21 protein-coding genes are annotated in these 18,418 nt (G+C 70.3%); 11 read left to right on the top strand and 10 right to left on the bottom strand.

Annotation, left to right across the window (positions count from 1 at the left end):
* Positions 1-23: 23 nt before the first annotated feature.
* Entirely contained in the window at positions 24-491 is a 468-nt protein-coding gene (locus tag ACFVT5_RS18000; protein WP_389888023.1) for a pyridoxamine 5'-phosphate oxidase family protein, read from the bottom strand.
* 118 nt (positions 492-609) lie between these two features.
* On the opposite strand from ACFVT5_RS18000, the gene ACFVT5_RS17995 reads away from it, so the two are divergent.
* Positions 610-1,275, top strand: coding sequence for a cysteine hydrolase (locus ACFVT5_RS17995; protein WP_389888020.1), 666 nt, complete (start codon positions 610-612; stop codon positions 1,273-1,275).
* On the opposite strand, the gene ACFVT5_RS17990 is transcribed toward ACFVT5_RS17995, so the two are convergent.
* Positions 1,262-1,774 (bottom strand): Rieske (2Fe-2S) protein, encoded by a 513-nt coding sequence (locus ACFVT5_RS17990; RefSeq protein WP_389888017.1) that lies wholly within the window; start codon positions 1,772-1,774, stop codon positions 1,262-1,264. The genes ACFVT5_RS17995 and ACFVT5_RS17990 overlap by 14 nt on opposite strands.
* 330 nt (positions 1,775-2,104) lie before the next feature.
* Here ACFVT5_RS17990 and ACFVT5_RS17985 point away from each other — a divergent pair, with 330 nt between their 5' ends.
* The 7 genes from ACFVT5_RS17985 (at position 2,105) to ACFVT5_RS17955 (ending at position 8,553) form a co-directional block, all read left to right on the top strand.
* Positions 2,105-3,004, top strand: coding sequence for a HipA family kinase (locus tag ACFVT5_RS17985; RefSeq protein WP_389888015.1), 900 nt, complete (start codon positions 2,105-2,107; stop codon positions 3,002-3,004).
* Positions 3,001-3,384, top strand: coding sequence for a DUF3037 domain-containing protein (locus ACFVT5_RS17980; RefSeq protein WP_389888012.1), 384 nt, complete (start codon positions 3,001-3,003; stop codon positions 3,382-3,384). Before ACFVT5_RS17985 ends, ACFVT5_RS17980 begins: the two co-directional genes overlap by 4 nt.
* 195 nt (positions 3,385-3,579) lie before the next feature.
* Positions 3,580-4,341, top strand: coding sequence for a 3-oxoacyl-ACP reductase FabG (gene fabG / locus ACFVT5_RS17975; RefSeq protein ID WP_389888009.1), 762 nt, complete (start codon positions 3,580-3,582; stop codon positions 4,339-4,341).
* A 16-nt stretch (positions 4,342-4,357) separates the two neighbouring features.
* Entirely contained in the window at positions 4,358-5,113 is a 756-nt protein-coding gene (locus ACFVT5_RS17970) for an SDR family oxidoreductase (protein ID WP_389888005.1), read from the top strand.
* Between the two features lie 172 nt (positions 5,114-5,285).
* Complete coding sequence (locus ACFVT5_RS17965) at positions 5,286-6,836, top strand: ABC transporter substrate-binding protein (protein ID WP_389888211.1); 1,551 nt, start codon at positions 5,286-5,288, stop codon at positions 6,834-6,836.
* Positions 6,837-7,006: 170 nt separating this feature from the next.
* The gene (gene ung / locus ACFVT5_RS17960) at positions 7,007-7,690 is read left to right on the top strand and encodes a uracil-DNA glycosylase (protein ID WP_389888002.1); all 684 of its coding nucleotides are present in this window, start codon (positions 7,007-7,009) and stop codon (positions 7,688-7,690) included.
* Between the two features lie 293 nt (positions 7,691-7,983).
* Positions 7,984-8,553, top strand: coding sequence for a hypothetical protein (locus ACFVT5_RS17955; RefSeq protein WP_389887999.1), 570 nt, complete (start codon positions 7,984-7,986; stop codon positions 8,551-8,553).
* Positions 8,554-8,598: 45 nt separating this feature from the next.
* Here the strand turns inward: ACFVT5_RS17955 and ACFVT5_RS17950 are convergent, their stop codons facing one another.
* From ACFVT5_RS17950 to ACFVT5_RS17940, 3 genes are all read right to left on the bottom strand, one after another.
* Complete coding sequence (locus ACFVT5_RS17950) at positions 8,599-9,081, bottom strand: hypothetical protein (RefSeq protein ID WP_389887997.1); 483 nt, start codon at positions 9,079-9,081, stop codon at positions 8,599-8,601.
* A gap of 124 nt (positions 9,082-9,205) precedes the next feature.
* Positions 9,206-9,742 carry a DinB family protein gene (locus ACFVT5_RS17945; RefSeq protein WP_389887994.1) on the bottom strand — a complete coding sequence of 179 codons (537 nt, stop codon included), beginning with the start codon at positions 9,740-9,742 and terminating at the stop codon, positions 9,206-9,208.
* 108 nt (positions 9,743-9,850) lie between these two features.
* Entirely contained in the window at positions 9,851-10,483 is a 633-nt protein-coding gene (locus ACFVT5_RS17940; RefSeq protein WP_389887991.1) for a TetR/AcrR family transcriptional regulator, read from the bottom strand.
* Between the two features lie 88 nt (positions 10,484-10,571).
* Between ACFVT5_RS17940 and ACFVT5_RS17935 the strand changes: the two genes are divergently transcribed.
* Positions 10,572-11,780 (top strand): FAD-dependent monooxygenase, encoded by a 1,209-nt coding sequence (locus ACFVT5_RS17935; RefSeq protein WP_389887988.1) that lies wholly within the window; start codon positions 10,572-10,574, stop codon positions 11,778-11,780.
* A gap of 11 nt (positions 11,781-11,791) precedes the next feature.
* Entirely contained in the window at positions 11,792-12,700 is a 909-nt protein-coding gene (locus tag ACFVT5_RS17930) for a Gfo/Idh/MocA family protein (protein ID WP_389887986.1), read from the top strand.
* On the opposite strand, the gene lnt is transcribed toward ACFVT5_RS17930, so the two are convergent.
* The 5 genes from lnt to ACFVT5_RS17905 all read right to left on the bottom strand — a co-directional run bounded on the left by lnt (position 12,621) and on the right by ACFVT5_RS17905 (position 17,510).
* On the bottom strand, positions 12,621-14,354 hold the full coding sequence (gene lnt / locus ACFVT5_RS17925) for an apolipoprotein N-acyltransferase (protein ID WP_389887982.1): 1,734 nt from the start codon (positions 14,352-14,354) through the stop codon (positions 12,621-12,623). The genes ACFVT5_RS17930 and lnt overlap by 80 nt on opposite strands.
* A gap of 154 nt (positions 14,355-14,508) precedes the next feature.
* Complete coding sequence (locus tag ACFVT5_RS17920) at positions 14,509-14,997, bottom strand: nuclear transport factor 2 family protein (protein ID WP_389887979.1); 489 nt, start codon at positions 14,995-14,997, stop codon at positions 14,509-14,511.
* Positions 14,998-15,200: 203 nt separating this feature from the next.
* A complete protein-coding gene (locus ACFVT5_RS17915) occupies positions 15,201-15,377 on the bottom strand; it encodes a hypothetical protein (protein ID WP_389887976.1) in 177 nt (58 codons plus the stop codon).
* Between the two features lie 238 nt (positions 15,378-15,615).
* On the bottom strand, positions 15,616-16,488 hold the full coding sequence (locus tag ACFVT5_RS17910; protein WP_389887973.1) for an undecaprenyl-diphosphate phosphatase: 873 nt from the start codon (positions 16,486-16,488) through the stop codon (positions 15,616-15,618).
* A gap of 293 nt (positions 16,489-16,781) precedes the next feature.
* Positions 16,782-17,510 (bottom strand): TVP38/TMEM64 family protein, encoded by a 729-nt coding sequence (locus ACFVT5_RS17905; RefSeq protein WP_389887970.1) that lies wholly within the window; start codon positions 17,508-17,510, stop codon positions 16,782-16,784.
* Positions 17,511-17,559: 49 nt separating this feature from the next.
* Between ACFVT5_RS17905 and ACFVT5_RS17900 the strand changes: the two genes are divergently transcribed.
* Positions 17,560-18,357, top strand: coding sequence for a DNA alkylation repair protein (locus ACFVT5_RS17900; RefSeq protein WP_389887968.1), 798 nt, complete (start codon positions 17,560-17,562; stop codon positions 18,355-18,357).
* Positions 18,358-18,418: the final 61 nt, after the last annotated feature.

Here is an 18,418-nt window from a genome sequence, read left to right as displayed (position 1 = left end):
CAGCGTCCCCGAGCCCTCGGACCTCAAGACCCCCCGAGTTTCCGGAAGTCCCAGGACGCGATCGACTCCGGGGTGAGCCGGGCCCACGCATGGCGTCCGTCATGCGGCATCTCGTCCAGGCCGAAGTTCTTGCGCGCGAAGATCCGCTCGACGGCGTCGAGTTCCGGACACGGCTCACCCGTGCGGGGGACCTCGCCGACGAACTCGACCCGCCCCGACAGCTCGGCACCACGCAACTCCCCGTACTCCACACCGGCGTCCACCACCACCGCGATCCTCGGGTCGCGCCGCAGATCCGCCCACCGCTTGCTGCGTGTGATCGAGTACAGCCACAGCGAGGTGCCGTCCCAGGCGAACCACAGGGTGCTCGCGTGCGGCGCCCCGTCCGCGGACACCGTCGCCACCCGGCAGGTCCGCTCGGTGGCCAGGAACTCGTCCAGTTCGGCGGGGCTCATCATGATCTTGCGGCCCCGACGCTGTGTGGCGCTCATGCGCACCCGCTTCCCTGATGACGTGTCAGTCGATGTGTGGATGAAGCATGGTTCGACTTCCGTCCTGGCGCAATGGTGGCTAGCCTCGCCCGCCCGGATGCCGGCCCTTGGGGGAGCCATGCCCACGTACGAACAGCTCACCGCACTCCTCGTCCCCGCGAGCACGGTCCTGCTGACGGTCGAATGTCAGCAGGGCGTCGTGGGCACGGAGAGCGGCACGGGGAGCGCGCTGCCCGAACTCGCCCACGAGGCACGGACGTCCGGGGCGCTGGACCGCGTGGCGCGGCTGGTCGAGGGCGCCCACCAAAGCGGCGTCCAGGTCGTCCACGCCGTCGCCGAACGTCGTCCCGACGGCCGGGGCGCCAACCGTAACGGGCGCATCTTCCGCGCCGCCGCACGGCTCCCCGTCCAGCAGCTCTCCGGCAGCGATGCCGTACGGATCGCGCCGCCGATCGAAGTCGCCGACGAAGACCTCGTCGTACGCCGACTGCACGGTCTGTCGCCGTTGGCCGGGACCGATGTCGATCCGCTGCTGCGCAACCTCGGCTGCCGCACCCTCGTCGTCACCGGGGTCTCGGCGAACGTCGCGATCCCCAACGCCGTCTTCGACGCCGTGAACTTCGGGTACACGGTCGTCGTCCCCGAGGACGCCATCGCGGGGGTGCCGGCCGACTACACCCCCGCGATGGTCCGTAACACGCTCGCCCTGGTCGCCACCATGACCACCGCCGACGATGTGCTCGGCTGCTGGAAACGACCGCGCGCGTCCGCTACGCGAGCGTGATCTCCTCGCCGGTGACCTTGATCTGCTTGGGCGGCAGGGCCGTCGTCGCCGGGTCGTGCACGACGCTGCCGTCGGCGATGGAGAACTTGCTGCCGTGACACGGGCAGTTGATCGTGCCGCCCTCGATCGAGGTGACGGGGCACTGCGCGTGGGTGCAGCGGTTCGAGAACGCCTTGAAGTCGCCCTGCGTCGGCTGGGTCACCACCACGCCCTCGTCGCCGAAGATCTTGCCGCCGCCGACCGGGATGTCCGAGGTCTTGGCGAGCGAGGCGCCCGCGCCGCCGTCAGCCGACGCGTTCCCGGACGGGCTCCCCGCGGTGTTCCCTCCGCCGTTTCCGGCGTCCGACGAGGCACCGCCGTCCGACTGGGCGCTTCCGGCGGACTGCGAGTCGTCGGAGCTCCCGCACGCGGTGAGCGCCGCGGCCAGTCCTGCGGCGCCCACCGCGGTGACCACGGTGCGGCGGGACGGCGTGGGGACGGACTCCTGCGTAACGCTCATGGTGGATCCCTTCCATGATTTCCGGAGGTCTCGTTCACGTACGAACGAGGACCGTGCCGTGTTCAACGCCGCGGCCGATTCATAGGAAGCGCGGCAAGAGAGGGACACACGGGACCGCCTCGGTACGGGAGGCGGCGGCATCCACTGCGTCGCCCAGCAACAGCCCGTACCGTAGCGACGGCCGCCGAACTCACCCCGCCGATCGCCCGTGATCACACTCGGTTACTATGCTCACTTCGTGCCGGAGGCCGCAGGCCGGACGCCGGACCTTCAAAGCAAGGGGCGGACGGCCGTGGGTTGCAAGGGTGAAGAGATGGGTGGCCCGGGAAAGTGCTGAAAGAGGTCATCGCGACCCGCTACATCACGCCCCTGCGTGAAGGTGGATCGCTGCCGGGGCTCGTCGAGGCCGACGACCTCGGGGCGTACGCCATGAAGTTCACCGGCGCGGGACAGGGCCGCAAGACGCTTGTCGCCGAGGTGATCTGCGGTCAGCTGGCCCGCCGGCTCGGGCTGCGCGTGCCGGATCTCCTCACCGTTCGACTCGACCCGGTGATCGGCCTCGGTGAACCCGATATCGAGGTGCAGGAACTGCTCAAGTCGAGTGGCGGGCCGAATCTGGGCGTCGCGTTCCTGTCCGGGGCACTCGGTTTCGACGCGCTCGCCTACACCGTCGACCCGGTGGAAGCCGGACGCGTCGTCTGGTTCGACGCCCTCGTCAACAACGTCGACCGGTCCTGGCGCAACCCCAACATGCTGGTCTGGCACGGCGATCTGTGGCTCATCGACCACGGCGCGACGATGATCTGGCACCACAACTGGCCCACCGCGACCGCCTCCGCGGCCAAGCCGTACGACGCGTCCGACCACGCCCTCGCACCCTTCGGTCCCGACGTGGCGACCGCCGCCGCCGAACTCGCGCCGCTCGTCACCGAGGACCTGCTCACCGAGGCGGCGGCCGACGTGCCAGACGCGTGGCTCGTGGACGAGGCCGGGTTCGACAGCGCCGACGCCGTACGCCACGCCTATGTCGCGGCACTGCTCCCCCGCGCGCGGACGATTCACGAACGCATCACCCTGGGACCCCGCGACGCGGTGCTCGCCGCCCGCCCGACGGGATGGTTCACGGCCGACAACAAGGGCGACAACAGGGGCGACGACAAAGACGACGACAAAGGCGGCACCGGCGGCGTCGGCGACAGCAAAGGCGACAACAAAGGCGAGGCACGATGAGCGAGCGGCACGTCTTCGAGTACGCGCTGGTGCGCGTCGTCCCGCGCGTGGAACGCGGCGAACAGATCAACGCGGGCGTCGTCGTCTACTGCCGCGCCCGCTCTTACGTCGGCGCCCGCACGCACCTGGACGAGGCCCGTCTCACGGCACTCGACCCGGACGTCGACCTGACCGGGGTACGGGCCGCGCTGCACGCCGTCACCGGAGTCTGCGCGGGCGGCCCGAGCGCCGGTCAGGCCGCGCGTGACGACGCCGGACGGCGCTTCCGTTGGCTGATCGCGCCGCGCTCCACGATCGTCCAGCCCGGCCCGGTCCACACCGGACTCACCGCCGATCCGGAGGCCGAGGCCGACCGGCTGCTCGACCTCCTGGTGCGGTAATCGATCACACCCGCAGGGTGGGGCGTTGACACCGGGTGCCAGGGCTTCTAGCGTCACGTGCGGCGAAGGTACTAAGCGGTTGCTCACCCGAGGGGCGTACCGTGCGAGCCGCACCCGGCCGGGGGAGCCGCATCCCGGCGCTTCACCGAGCGGTTCAGGCTTTCCGACAGGCTTTCCGAGGGCGAGGAGAACCAGATGTCCACCACTGACCAGCGCGTTGCCGTAGTGACCGGGGCCGCGCGCGGCATCGGCGCCGCGACCGCCGTACGACTGGCCGCCGAAGGCCGCGCGGTCGCCGTGATCGACCTCGACGAGTCCGCCTGCAAGGGCACCGTCGAGCAGATCAAGGCCGTCGGCGGTCAGGCCGTCGCGGTGGGCTGCGACGTCTCCGACCAGGACCAGGTCGAGGCCGCCGTCGCGCGAATCGTCGAAGAACTCGGCGCGCCCACCATCCTGGTGAACAACGCGGGTGTGCTCCGCGACAACCTGCTGTTCAAGATGGACGTCTCGGAGTGGGACACCGTCATGAACGTGCATCTGCGCGGCGCCTTCCTGATGGCCAAGGCGTGTCAGAAGCACATGGTGGACGCCGGGTTCGGCCGGATCGTCAATCTGTCGTCGTCCTCCGCGCTCGGCAACCGCGGCCAGGTCAACTACTCCGCCGCCAAAGCCGGACTCCAGGGCTTCACCAAGACCCTCGCCAAGGAACTCGGCAAGTTCGGCGTGACCGCCAACTCCGTCGCCCCCGGCTTCATCGCCACCGAGATGACCAAGGCCACCGCCGACCGTGTCGGCATGGGCTTCGAGGACTTCAAGGCCGCCGCCGCCTCCATGATCCCCGTCCAGCGCGTCGGCGTCCCCGACGACATCGCCAACGCCATCGCGTTCTTCACCGGCGACGAGGCCGGCTTCGTCTCGGGCCAGGTCCTGTACGTGGCCGGCGGCCCCCTCAACTGACGGGACGGGACGGCACATGACTGTTCAGGACAGCGGACGCGTCGCCCTCGTCACCGGAGCCAGCCGCGGCATCGGATACGGGATCGCGGAGGCGCTCGTCGCGCGCGGCGACAAGGTGTGCATCACCGGACGCGGCGAGGACGCCCTCAAGGAGGCCGTCGAGAAACTCGGCGCCGACCGCGTCATCGGCATCCCGGGCAAGGCCCATGACGAGGCCCACCAGGCCGCCGCCGTCGCGCGCGTCATGGAGGTGTTCGGCCGGGTCGACTTCCTCGTCAACAACGCCGGGACGAACCCCGTGTTCGGCCCGATGGCCGACCTCGACCTCAATGTCGCCCGCAAGGTGTACGAGACCAACGTCATCTCGGCACTCGGCTTCGCGCAGCAGACCTGGCGCGCGTGGCAGAAGGACAACGGTGGCGCGATCGTCAACATCGCCTCACTCGCCGGTGTCTCGGCGTCGCCCTTCATCGGCGCGTACGGCATGAGCAAGGCCGCCATGGTCAACCTGACGTTGCAGCTCGCGCACGAGTTCGCTCCCCGGGTGCGCGTCAACGCCATCGCGCCCGCCGTCGTCAAGACCAAGTTCGCGCAGGCCCTGTACGAGGGTCGCGAGGAGGAGGCCGCGGCGGCGTACCCGCTCGGCCGGCTGGGCGTGCCCGAGGACATCGGGGGCGCCGCCGCCTTCCTCACCTCGGACCAGTCGGACTGGATCACCGGTCAGACACTTGTGGTGGACGGTGGCATCTTCCTCAATGCGGGCGTCGGCTGACGCATCCCACCAGGGGTGACGAACCTGTCCATTCGCGACCTTTCCCTACATCAAGTGCCCCGTCCGCGTACGCAGTTCAGCGGGCGGGGCACTGCGATATGGTCTGCCAACCCCCTGGTTCGGCCGATCGAGGAGCGTGCGCGTGTTCGTCCGGTTCCGATGTGTGCGGCAGATGACGGCGATCGCGTCGATATCCGTGCTCGCCGGGTGCGGGCCCTGGTCCGACGGAGCGTCCGGGGACGGCAAGACCATCACGGTGGGGACGACGAGCGCGCCCAGCACGCTCGATCCCGCGGCCTCCTGGGACGGCTCCTGGGAGCTGTTCCGCAATGTGTTCCAGACCCTCCTGAGCTATCCCAGAGGTGCGTCGGCGCCCGAGCCGGACGCGGCCGAACTCTGCAAGTTCTCCGACGACTCGAACCGCACCTACGCCTGCACGTTGCGCGAGGGGTTGAAGTTCTCCAACGGGGACACACTCGACGCCAAGGCCGTCAAATACACCTTCGACCGCATCATGAAGATCGACGTACCGGGTGGCCCCAAGGGCCTTCTCGGCAGCCTCGCCAGTGTCGAGGCGCGCGGCGACCGTGACATCGTCTTCAACCTCAACAAGCCCGACGCCACCTTCCCGTTCGTCCTCGCCACGCCCGCGATGTCGATCGTCGACCCCGGCCACTACCCGGCGGACGCCCTCCGCAAGGACGGCAAGGTCACCGGCTCGGGGCCCTACTCGCTCAAGTCCTACGAGGAGGGCAAGCGCGCCGAACTCGTCAAGAACTCGCGCTACCAGGGCTTCGCCAACCGCAAGAACGACGCCGTCACCATCCGCTACTTCCAGGACTCGACCACGATGGTCGACGCCCTCAAGAGCAAGAAGATCGACGTGACGTTCCGGGGACTGTCCTCCGAGGACATCGTCAACCTCCAGAGCAACGACTCCAAGGACGGCCTCCAACTTGTCGAGGGCGCCGGTACGGAGATCAGCTATCTGGTCTTCAACCCGAAGGACCCCTGGGCGAACAAGCTCGCCGTGCGGAAGGCCGTCGCGCAGGTCATCGACCGCAGCGCCATCGCCCACAAGGTCTACAAGGACACCGTCGACCCGCTCTACTCGATGGTCCCCAGCGGTCTCGCGGGACACACGACCGGGTTCTTCGACGACTACGGCACCCCGAGCGCGAGCAAGGCGCGTGATCTCCTCGAAGCGGACGGCATCACTGAGCGCGTACCGCTGGTGCTGTGGTTCACGACCGACCGCTACGGCTCCGCGACGGCGCCCGAATTCGCCGAGATCAAGCGGCAGTTGGAGGCGTCGGGCCTCTTCACCGTGACCTTGAAGAGCCGGCCCTGGAAGACCTACGAGGCGGGCTATCGCAAGGGCGAGTACCCGGTGTTCGGGCGGGGCTGGTTCCCCGACTTCCCCGACCCGGAGAACTTCATCGCGCCGTTCGTCGGCGAGCAGAACGCCCTCGGAACGCCGTACCCCGCGCGCGAGATCACCGCGGAGCTGCTGCCGCAGTCCCGTCAGGAGAGCGACCGCGCCGCCGTGATCGGCGACTTCCAGCGCGCACAGAAGATCCTCGTCGACGACGCCCGACTGCTGCCGCTGTGGCAGGGCAAGCAGTATGTGGCGGCCAGTGACGACATCTCCGGTGGTGAACGGGCCCTCGACCCCTCCACGATCATGATGATGTGGGAGCTGAACCGGAAGACCAGCTGGTAGAACGCGAGGCCGGACGGGGCCGGACGGGGCCGGACGGGTCGGGCGCTGGGCGGCCGGGGTGGGGTCCGGGTTCCGGGGCCCGTTGTCAGTGGCTCCGGGTAGGTTCTGTGGTGTGAACGCGGCCGTCTCATCGACGGCCGCGAAGTGACCTTATCCCGGAGGATGTTGACGTGACCGACACCGCCATGCTGCCCGAATCCTGGCGCGGCGTTCTCGGCGAGGAGCTCCAGAAGCCCTACTTCAAGGAGCTGGCCGACTTCGTCGAGGAGGAGCGGGCGCAGGGTCCCGTCTACCCGCCGCGTGACGAGGTCTTCGCCGCACTGGACGCGACCCCGTACGACGAGGTGAAGGTACTGATCCTCGGCCAGGACCCGTATCACGGAGAGGGTCAGGGACATGGCCTGTGCTTCTCCGTACGGCCGGGGGTGAAGACGCCGCCGTCGCTGCGCAACATCTACAAGGAGATGAAGGAAGAACTGGGGCACCCTGTCCCGGACAACGGCTATCTGATGCCGTGGGCCCGCCAGGGGGTGCTTCTGTTGAACGCGGTGCTGACGGTCCGCGCGGGCGAGGCGAACTCCCACAAGGGGAAGGGGTGGGAGAAGTTCACCGACGCGGTGATCCGTGCGGTGGCCGACCGGCCCGATCCGGCCGTGTTCGTCCTCTGGGGGAACTACGCGCAGAAGAAGCTCCCCCTCATCGACGAGGAACGGCACGTGGTCGTGAAGGGCGCGCACCCGTCCCCGCTCTCCGCGAAGAAGTTCTTCGGCTCCCGCCCGTTCACCCAGATCGATGAGGCGGTGGCCAAGCAGGGCCACGCTCCGATCGATTGGCGGATCCCGAACCTGGGCTGACGGGACGCCGACGCCGGCCTGTGGGTAGGTGGCCGGTGCGCCAACGCGGGCGGTGCGCCGTCACGTTCGTGGGGCGGGGTCCGCTGCTGAGCCTCTGCGCCGGGGTGGCATCGCCGCGCCGGGGGCGCCGGGCCCTGTCCCGGCGTTCCGGTGGCGCTCCCCGGTCCGCCTCGCACCGCCGCCGCCCGCGGCGGCGCGGGCCGTCTGGCTCAGCTCCATGGGGCCCTCCCCGCGCCTGAGCGGGATTGTCAGTGCGGGCCTATAGCGTCGTGATCGGTTAGGACGATCGGCGTATGAGCGGCGGTCGGCGCGCGAGTGTGGAGGACGCGGTGGCGGAGCAGCAGGAGCACGCGGCGGAAGACGTCACGATGACCCGCATCGGGCAAGCCGTCATGCTGCATCACGGGGGCGACCGAGAGGAGGCCCGCGACCGTTTTCTCGCGCTCTGGGCGGCCATCGGCGAGGACGGGGACGCCTTGCACCGCTGCACCCTCGCGCACTACATGGCCGACACCCAGGACGACCCGTCCGACGAGCTGGCCTGGGACCTCCGCGCCCTGTCCGCCGCCGAGGAACTCACCGACGGGCGGCTGGCCCGGCACCACCAGTCCCTCGCCGTACGCGCCTTCTACCCCTCGCTGCATCTCAGTCTCGCCGCCGACTATGTGAAGCTCGGCCGGCCCGACGCCGCCCGCAGTCATCTCCGGCAGTCGCATGGTGCCCTGGACGCCCTCGGGGACGACAGCTACGGCGACGGCATCCGGGCCGCCCTCACCCGACTCGCCCTTCAGCTGGACGAGGGGTCCGGTGAACCCGGCTCGTCAGGGGAGGGGCCGGTGGGACCGCCGCGCCGGGAGTCGTAGCCCTCGCGTTCCCCGGATTTCCGGCAGCGCCCATGGTTTCCCGTCTCAGCGGCGCCCGTATGTGCCCTGGCAGATACGGGACTCCGGACTGTCCGCCTGCCAACCCCCGTACTCCCGTCCCAGCGCGCAAACATCCGGCTTCCGGTCGGCGGCTCCGGCTCCCGACCCGGCGCCGGCACCGCTGCCGTTGCCGGGGTGCGCGGGGCGGGGGTTCGGGGTGGCAGCGCGGTGTCGTTCAGGGGGGTCGGCCGGGTTCCGGGCACGGGGCGTGGCCCTGGGGGCCGGGGCCGCCGGGGTCGGTGGCTTCGGTGCGGCGCGCTCCGGGGGGCCCACGCGTTCCAGCGCGTCCCGTGCCGGGGGCTGCGCGATCCTCGGCTCACCGCCGCCGTCAGCGCGCGGCCCCGCAGGCGGCATGGACGCCACGGGCGAGGGCTCCGGGGTGGCACTGCGTTCCACGCTCATACAGCCGGAAACGGCCGCCACCGCCACCGTGACCAGCAGAGTCGCCGTCGTCTTCGCTCGATGCACCCGCGACACTCTGGTGGCTCGGCGACCGTCACGGTGGCCGACGAAATGATGTTGCCCCGGACGAGTGACACAGATGAGTGGCAGCGGTCAGTGACAGAGACGAACGTCGCCGGCGGCAGGGCGGTCAGTCGCCCGTCGTCCCGTCCACCAACTCCCGTACGAGATCCGCGTGGCCGTTGTGACGCGCGTACTCCTCGATCATGTGCACATAGATCCAGCGCAGGTTGTGGGACTCCTCCTTGCGCGTCACGGACGCCAGGTCGTCCAGGCCGAACCGCGCGGCGCGTTCCCTGGCCTGCTCGATCTCGTTCTGCCAGACCCCGTACGCATCGGCCCAGGTGTCCGCGTCCGTGAGGTGGAACTCGCCGTCCGGGTCCGCTTCGCTGTGGTAGAGGGGTGGCACGTCCTCGCCGGCCAGGGTCCCCCGGAACCAGATCCGTTCGACCTCGGCCATGTGCCGTACGAGACCCATCAGGGACAGCTCGGACGGCGGGACCGCCGCGCGGCGCAGTTGCTCGTCGTCCAGGCCCGCGCACTTCAACGCGAGGGTCGCGCGGTGATAGTCCAGCCAGGACTCCAGTAGGGGGCGTTCATCGCCGACGGTGGGCGGCTCGGCGCGTTCCGGCACCGCGTCGGTGGGCCGAGGGGAGGGAGTCGTCATGACCGTATCCTTACCCGTCACCGCACCGGCCGACCAGCCATTATTCGACGCCCCACACCAGGGCACCATGCGTTACCCCCGGACCAGGACCGCATGTGTCGTCCCGCGTCACCCCCGTTCGCCGCCGCGCGCCACCGTCGGGCTCCCGCCGCTCAGCATGCCGCCCAGCAACTCCCGGAAGCCCGTGCGGAGTTCCTCAAGCGTCGGCTGCGTCGCGTGGTACGCCCCCGCCGCGCACAGGAACATCATCCCGTCGGACCATGCCACCAGGGACAGGGTGTGCCGCTGCGGATCCGGGGAGCCCATCGCCGTGAGCAGGGCGAGCAGCGGCCGTTGGAACTGCTGTCCCGTGGCGTCGTAGAACGCGCGCAGTTCCGGTCGGCGAGTGGCCTCCAGGGCCAACTCGTAGCGGCAGACGAGTAGTTCACGGTGGCGCGTGAGGTAGCGGTGCAGGGCGAGCGCCATGCCGTCCACGAGCGAGACGAGCCCGCCCGCCGGATCCGGCATCTCGTCCATGCTCAGCACCTGCGACTCGCGCTCGGCCAGCCGCCGTACCGCGATCTCCAGGAGCGCGAGGCGTGTCCGCGCGTGGTTGGACGTCGAGCCCAGGGGCAGCCCGGCCTTCTCGTCGACGGCGCGATGCGTGAGACCCCGCATACCGCGCTCGGCAAGCAGAGCCAGGGCGGCATCGGCGATCACGGTGGCGCGATCCGCGCCGGAGGGGGTGGTGCGTACGGGCATGGGGTCAATCTATCCCTCTCACTACATGTGTAGTACGGTCGAGATGTCTCGTACTACATCTGTAGTTTCCGTAGTTCCTGGAGGAGTCGTGGCCGGACCTCGTGCTGTCGTCATCGGAAGCGGTATCGGTGGCCTCACCGCCGCCGTCGCCCTGCACCAGAGCGGCTGGCAGGTCACCGTCCTGGAGCGGGCCGAATCCCTGGAGCCGGTCGGCGCCGGAATCGGCCTCGCCCCGAACTCCCTGCGCGCTCTCGACGTCATCGGTCTCGGCGACGAGATCCGTGACCTGGCCGCCTGGCAGGGCGACGGCGGTATGCGCACCCCGCGCGGACGCTGGATCCAGCGGATGGACGCGTCGGCGGCGCGCGAGCGCTTCGGCGGACCCCTCGTCCTCGTCCACCGTGCCACCCTCATCGACCGCATCGCGGCGCAGCTCCCGGCGGGCGTCATCCGTACCGGCTCCCCGGCGAAGCTGTCGGAGCCGGGCGTCACGGGCGGGCGCCGGGCCGTTGTCAGCACGCCGGACGGTGACCTGGAGGCCGACCTGGTCGTCGCCGCCGACGGCATCGACTCCGGCGTGCGGCGCACCCTGTTCCCCGAGCACCCGGGCCCGGTCTACGCGGGCCTCACCGTCTGGCGCGTCGTCGTCCCCGCCCCTGACCGACCCTTCGAGCCGCACGAGACCTGGGGTGCCGGCGCCGTCTGGGGCACCCAACCCCTGAAGGACGGCCGCATCTACGCGTACGGCGCCGCGGCCGTCCCCGAGGGGCAGCCCGCGCCCGACGGTGAACACGCCGAGATGCTGCGCCGGTTCGGCGACTGGCACCACCCGATCCCGGCGATCATCGCGGCGGCCGAAGGCGGGCCCGTCCTGCGCAACGACGTGCACCACATGGCGACTCCACTGCCCGCCTTCCATCGTGGCAGGACCGCCGTCATCGGCGACGCGGCGCACGCCATGGCCCCCACCCTCGGACAGGGCGGCAACCAGGCCATCGAGGACGCCGTCGTGCTCGCCTTCCACGCCACCCCCACCGCCGACCTGGCCACCGCGCTCGCCGGCTACTCGGCCGACCGCGTGCCCCGCACCACCGCGGTGGTACGCAAGGCCGCCCGCGTCGCCCGGATGGCGACCGTCGCCAACCGCCCGGTCGTCGCGTTGCGCACCGGCCTCATGTCCGTCGCCTCGCTCTTCGGCCCCGGTGTCGTCCTGCGTACCTTCGACGACATCGCGAACTGGCGTCCGCCCCAGCACACGTATGCTTCCGAGCCACAGACCCCCACCCGTACCGCTTGAGGAGATCCCCTGTGAAGGTCGGCTGCATCGGACTCGGCGACATCGCGCGCAAGGCGTATCTGCCGGTCCTCACCACCCGGCCCGGGATCGAACTCCATCTGCACACCCGCACCCCCGCGACCCTGCGCGAGGTGGCCGCCGTCCATCACATCCCGGACGAGCGCTGCCACACCGAGCTGGACGCCCTCATCGCCCAGGGTCTCGACGCCGCCTTTGTCCACGCGGCCACCGCCGCGCACCCGGAGATCGTCACGCGGCTCATCGAAGCGGGCGTCCCGACCTATGTCGACAAGCCGCTCGCCTACGAACTCGACGCGTCCGAACGGCTCGTCCACCTCGCCGAGGCCCGCGACACCAGCCTCGCCGTCGGCTTCAACCGGCGTTACGCCCCCGGCTACACGCAGTGCGCCGACCATCCGCGCGAGCTGATCCTGATGCAGAAGAACCGCATCGGACTGCCCGAGGACCCTCGCACCTTCGTCCTCGACGACTTCATCCACGTCGTGGACACCCTGCGCTTCCTGGTGCCCGGACCGGTGGACGACTTCGGCGTACGCGCCCGGACCGAGGGCGGACTGCTCCACCATGTCGTGCTGCAACTGGCGGGCGACGGCTTCACCGCGATCGGTGTGATGAACCGGCGCAGCGGCTCCACCGAGGAGATCCTCGAAGTCTCGGGACAGGACACCAAGCGCCAGGTCGTCAACCTCTCCGAAGTCATCGACCACAAGGGTCAGCCGACCGTGCGGCGGCGCGGCGACTGGGTGCCCGTGGCCCGGCAGCGCGGCATCGAGCAGGCCGTCCTCGCCTTCCTCGACGCCGTCCGCGCGGGCAAGGTCCTCAGCGCCCGGGACGCGCTGGCGACTCACGAACTGTGCGAGCGGGTGGTACGAGCGGTCGAGGAACAGGCCGCCGTCTGACCGTACGGGCGCCCTCGGCCGCGCACAGCAGTGCCAGCACGACCAGAGCGCCCCGCACGGGCCAGTCGCCGAACCGGACATACGGCGTCACACCTGTGGCGAGCGGCACGTCGTACACCCGCGCCGCGCTCGCGCCCGTACCCAGCCACGTCCCGACGCGCTCGCCCTCCGGGCCGTACACCGCGGACACGCCCGTGAGCGTGGCGTGGACCATGGGGCGGCCGGTCTCGGCGGCCCGCAGCGCCGCCAGGGACGCGTGCTGCGGCGGGGCCCAGCTGTGCTGGAACGACGACGTCGCGGACTGCGCGAGCAGCAACTGGGCGCCGTCCTCGGTGAGATGACGGCTCATGTCGGGGAACGCCGACTCGAAGCAGATCAGCGGCCCGATCCGCAGATCGTGCCCCACGTCCATCACCTCCTGGCGGCTGCCTCTGCGGCGATCCTCGCCCGCCGCCTTGCCCACGGACGTCGCCCAGCCGAGCAGCGAACGGGCCGGTATGTACTCGCCGAACGGCACGAGGCGCATCTTGTCGTAGCGGTCACCCGTCGGCCCGTGCGGGCCCACCAAGACCGAACTCTTGTATATGCCGGGCGTGTTGGTGCTGGTGGCGGGGTCCGCGCTGCGCGCGTCCACGTTCACCAGGATGTCCGCCCCGACGAGTCGCGACAGCGCGGCGATGCGGTCCGCGAGGTCGGGGCGCCGGGTGAGATCGAACCCGACGCTGCTCTCGCCCCATACGACGAGGTCCACGTCCTGCCCGTCCAGCGTGCGCGTCAACTCCTCCTCGCGCGCGAAGCGTCGGTCCGCGCTGCCGGCGCCGTCCACGATCCCGGGCTGCACCACGGCGACCCGGACCAGGCCGGACGGATCCGGCCGCGGCGCCCACACCCAGGCGCCCGAGGTCACGGCGACGGTGACGACGAGTCCGGCCACGGCGGGCGTACGGGAGTCCCGCGCCGCGATCAGCAGGGTGACGCAGGTGTTGAGCGCCACGACGAACAGGCTCAGCAGCCATACGCCACCGAGCGACGCGAGCCGCAGCGCCGGATTCACCTGCCACTGGCTGGAACCGAGCATGCCCCATGGCCCGCCGAGACCCTGCCAGGACCGCACCAGCTCGATCATCAGCCAGCCCGAAGGCAGCACGACCAGCGCGACAGCGGCGCGCCGCGGCGACGGACTGCCGCCCAGCAGATGGCGTACGAGCCGGCCCCACGGCGCCCACAACAGGCCGAGCAGCGCCGCGATCAGGACCGTGAACACATGCAGGCTCGGCAGCAGCCAGTGGTGCACGGCCAGCATGAACCCGAGCCCGCCGAACCAGCCGTCGTACCCCGCCTGCCGCCCTGTGGGTGCCTGACGGATCAGCAGCATCCAGGGGACCAGCGCGACATACGCGAACCACCAGAGGGAGGGGGCGGGGAAGGCGAGGGCGGGGAGGGCGCCCGCCGTGAGTGCGGTGAGGGCCCGCCCTTTCGGGGAGGTGAGGGCTTGAAGTCCCGGGGAGGTGAGGGGCGGCGGGCGACGGGTTCCGCTTTCCGTTCCGTTTCTCGTTCCGCATTTGGTTCCGCTTCTGGTGCCTGGCCCGGTTCCGGATCGGCTTCCGGTCGCGGGGAGTTGCCGCCATCGGACACGGTTGCGGAGCAGGTCCATGCAGCGCCTTCCTCTGGCCCGAGCGCGGTGCGTGGAACCAGTGTGCGCGCCTTTGACGATCTCGGACAGGGGGCGGTCGGACGCGTGCGGGGCGCGGTCACGGGAGCAGGGAGAATGGCCGGGAGAGCGACTGGGGGAGCGATCGGGGGAGCGGTCAGGGTGTGCCGGACGACGGTGCCGGTGTGGCCTGCGTACGCCGCCATTTCTCCTGCACGACCACCTGGCTGAACCGCCAGCCGGCTCCCGTACGCACCAGGGTGAAGGCGTACCGGCCGCCGCAAACGAAGTCCGGTGCGGTGGACGTGTTGTCGCCTCCCGCGAAGCGCATCGGGTTGACGAAATCGGCACGCACGCGCGCGGTGTCGCCGACGTCCCGGTCCACGGTCTCGAAGTGGACCTGGCGGTTCACGATCAGATGCTGTCGCATCGCGAACAGCTCCATCGTGCCGGTCAGCCACTGGGTGATCTCTTCGGCGTCCCCTTCGATTCCGCCCGCCGAGCGGTAGTCCGCTCGTCCGCCCGGCGCGAAGAGGCGCCGGTACGCCTCCCACGCGCCGTCGTCCACGGCCACGGCGTACTCCGTGATCAGGGCGTCCACGGCCAGGCGGTCCATTACCGTCGCGAGTTCCACACGCTGTGTCATCGGGTCAGTCTTGGTCACCCGGCCCGCTGAGCCAAGGGGCGCGCAGGGGACCGGGGCCTCGGATATGACGGAGTGGCCGGAAATGACGGGTGGCGTGAGCAGGGGTCTTGCGTGTGTGTGGCGGCTGTGTGAGGGGACGTCCGTGCGGGGACGTCCCCCTGAGGGTGCGGGAAGACCGGGGCGGGTGCCTCCGTGTCTTGAGGTCACCAGCCCCTGACGTCGGTGCGGATCGCGGCGGCCCACTCGGTGACGAGCGCTTCGTAGGTACGACGCTCGTCCGCCGACAGGCGGCCACCCGCTCGAAGCCACAGGTCGCGAATCTGTTCGTTCAGCGCGTCTGCGGAACGCACGCAACCGGAGTGCTCTTGGGTGCGGGACATGCCCTGAAGCTTAGGGCTTCGTTCTGACAATCCGCTACGGCCCGGCTACAGATCATCACTCTCCGCGAAGTGCCGAAGAGTGCTTTGGGTGACGACACCGCAGGTCAGAGGGCCTTTCGTCACTGTCGGAGCCGTTGCTCGGTGCCCGTCAGCTGTGAGAGAACTCTCTCTCAGGAGCCCTCTTGGAAGCCTCTCGGTACCCCGCGCCGCACTCTCGGCCGACGGCCCCGCGGTGGGGTCAGTGGCCCGACTCTCCCGCATGCGGGCTCAGTACGCCCATGCTGACCAGGACGATGATGGCGATGCCCAGAATGATGCGGTAGTACACGAACGGCATGAAGCTCTTGGTCGTGATGAACTTCATGAACCATGCGATGACCGCGTACCCCACCGCGAAGGCGATCAGCGTCGCGAAGAGCAGCGGGCCCCAGGACACATGCCCCTGGCTCGCGTCCTTCAACTCGTAGGCGCCCGAGGCGAGTACGGCGGGGATGGCGAGCAGGAACGAGTAACGGGCCGCCGCCTCACGGGTGTACCCCATCAGCAGGCCGCCGCTGATCGTCGCCCCGGACCGCGAGACACCCGGCACCAGGGCCATCGCCTGGCACACACCGAAGATCAGACCGTCCTTGACGCCCAGTTCCTTCAGGGTCTTGCGCGGCTGTGCGGCCCGGTGCTTGCCGCCCGTCTCGTCACGCGCGGCGAGACGGTCCGCGAAACCGAGCACGAGGCCCATCACGATCAGCATGGTCGCGGTCAGCCGCAGGTCACGGAACGGGCCCTCGATCTGGTCCTTCAGCGTGACGCCCAGCACACCGATCGGGATCGAGCCGACGATGACCAGCCAGCCCATCTGCGCGTCGTGGTCACTGCGCAATGCCTTGTTGAAGAGCGACCGGGACCACGCCGACACGATCCGCACGATGTCCTTGCGGAAGTAGATGAGGACCGCGGCCTCCGTACCGATCTGCGTGATCGCCGTGAACGCCGCTCCCGGGTCGGTCCAGCCCGCGAAGGCGGCCGTCAGCCGCAGGTGGGCGCTCGACGAGATCGGGAGGAACTCGGTCAGCCCCTGGACGAGTCCGAGGATGAAGGATTCAAACCAAGACATGAAGTAACGGGATCCAAGTGCTGATCGAACCTGACCACGCATGCGCACGCGCAGGCCGGAGGCGGACGGGAACAGGACTGGTGCTACGGAGACGGTGACGGCGAGGACGTGGTACGTGCCCACCCGCGGCGTGGTACGCGCCCACGCACGGTGATCACTGCTCCGTTCTGGGGCAGCGTAGCGTCCCTGGGTGAAGGCCCCTTCACAGGGCCCCGGCTCCCGGATTCACAGGGCCCCCGCTCCCGGACTCAGCGCTCAGGCCCGGCGGCGTCACGGTCCGGCGCCGAGACCGCTCACCGACCGCGCAGGCTGTGCCGCTTCGTCCAGGCGACCACCACGCCCGCCAGCCCCGTCACCGCGATGAACCCCATCGCGATCAGGAACGCGGGAGATGTCGGAGCCGCCGCGCCGTCGCCCGCGACCACATAGGCCGCGGTGTTCGGGATCGAGCCGAGCGCTGTCGCCAGGAGGAACGGTGTCCAGCCCATGCGCGACACCGCGGCGCAGTAGTTCACGCCCCAGAACGGCAGTCCCGGGAACAGCCGGGCCGCCAGCATCGACCGGAACCCGTGCCGGCTGAGCTGCTCGTCCGCCGCCTTCAGCCACCGGGCCCGCAGCAGCGGACGCAAGGCGTCCTGCCCCAGGGCGCGGCCGAGCCCGAAGGAGACGGCGGCGCCCAGCACCGTACCGGCGAGCGCCGCGCCGAGGCCGAGTTGTGCGCCGAGGAGTGCGCCCGCGGCGAGATTCAGCAGCGGGCGCGGTACGAACGCGGCCGCGCACAGCCCGTACGCCACGGCGAAGACCACCACCGCGGCGGCCCCGTTGAGCTGTGGGGGCCAGCCGTCCGCGAGGAGTCGCTGCGGCTCGAAGACCAGCACACCGCCGGCCGCGCCGGCGAGCAGCACCACCAGCAGGGACAGCCGTGACCAGGGCGAAAGCAGCGTTCTGGTCCAGCGCGCGACGAGGGGCGCGGGGCGGCCCTGGGGGAGGACCGGCGGCGGTGGAGCTGCGGGGTCGAACACCCGGGGAGACTAACTGACGAACCGACGTGATCGCCGTAGGGTGCGTCTCATGAGCCCTACGGCACCGGGGTCGGGCGGCGGCAAAGGCGCGCGCGATTCGAGCAGGATCAAAAGCGCGCACGATTCGGGCAGCGACAAAAACGTGGGCCGTGAGCCCGGCACGACCCCACGCGCCGATCTCCTCCTCACCCGCCTCACAGCCGCCTACACCCCGGCGGCCGACCCCGCGCGCGGTGCGGCGATGCGCGCGTACATGAAGGACGTCGCCCCCTTCCTCGGCCTGCCCACACCCCGGCGCCGCGAGCTCGACAAGGCCCTGCTCGCCGACGCGCCGTCGCCCGACGAGGCCGACTGCCGGGCCGTCGCCCTGCGCTGTTGGGACCTTCCCGAGCGGGAGTACCAGTACTTCGCGGTCGACTATCTGCGCCGTCACGTACGGCGCTGCTCCTCCGCGTTCCTGCCCGTGGCCCGCCGGCTGGTCGAGACGAAACCCTGGTGGGACACCGTCGACGCGCTCGCCGCCCATGTCGTCGGCTCCTTGGTTCGCGCCGATCCCGCGCTCACGGCGGACATGGACGTGTGGATCGAGGACGACGACCTATGGGTGGCGCGTACCGCGCTGCTCCACCAACTCCGCTACAAGGACGCCACCGACACGGACCGGCTCTTCGGATACTGCGTCCGGCAGGCCGGTCACCCCGACTTCTTCATCCGCAAGGCCATCGGCTGGTGCCTGCGCGAGTACGCCAAGACCGACCCCGACGCCGTACGGGCCTTCGTCGCGCGTGAACGCGACCGCCTGGCACCGCTGTCCGCGCGCGAGGCCCTCAAGAACATCGGCGCCTGAAACACGGCGGACGCCGTGGCGCACAACGCCGTCGCGCACGGCTCGGGACAGGCCACCGGGA

The sequence above is a fragment of the Streptomyces sp. NPDC058001 genome, assembly GCF_042886315.1.
In the GTDB taxonomy this organism is placed as follows: Bacteria; Actinomycetota; Actinomycetes; order Streptomycetales; family Streptomycetaceae; genus Streptomyces.
This window is presented reverse-complemented; position numbering and strand designations above follow the sequence as displayed.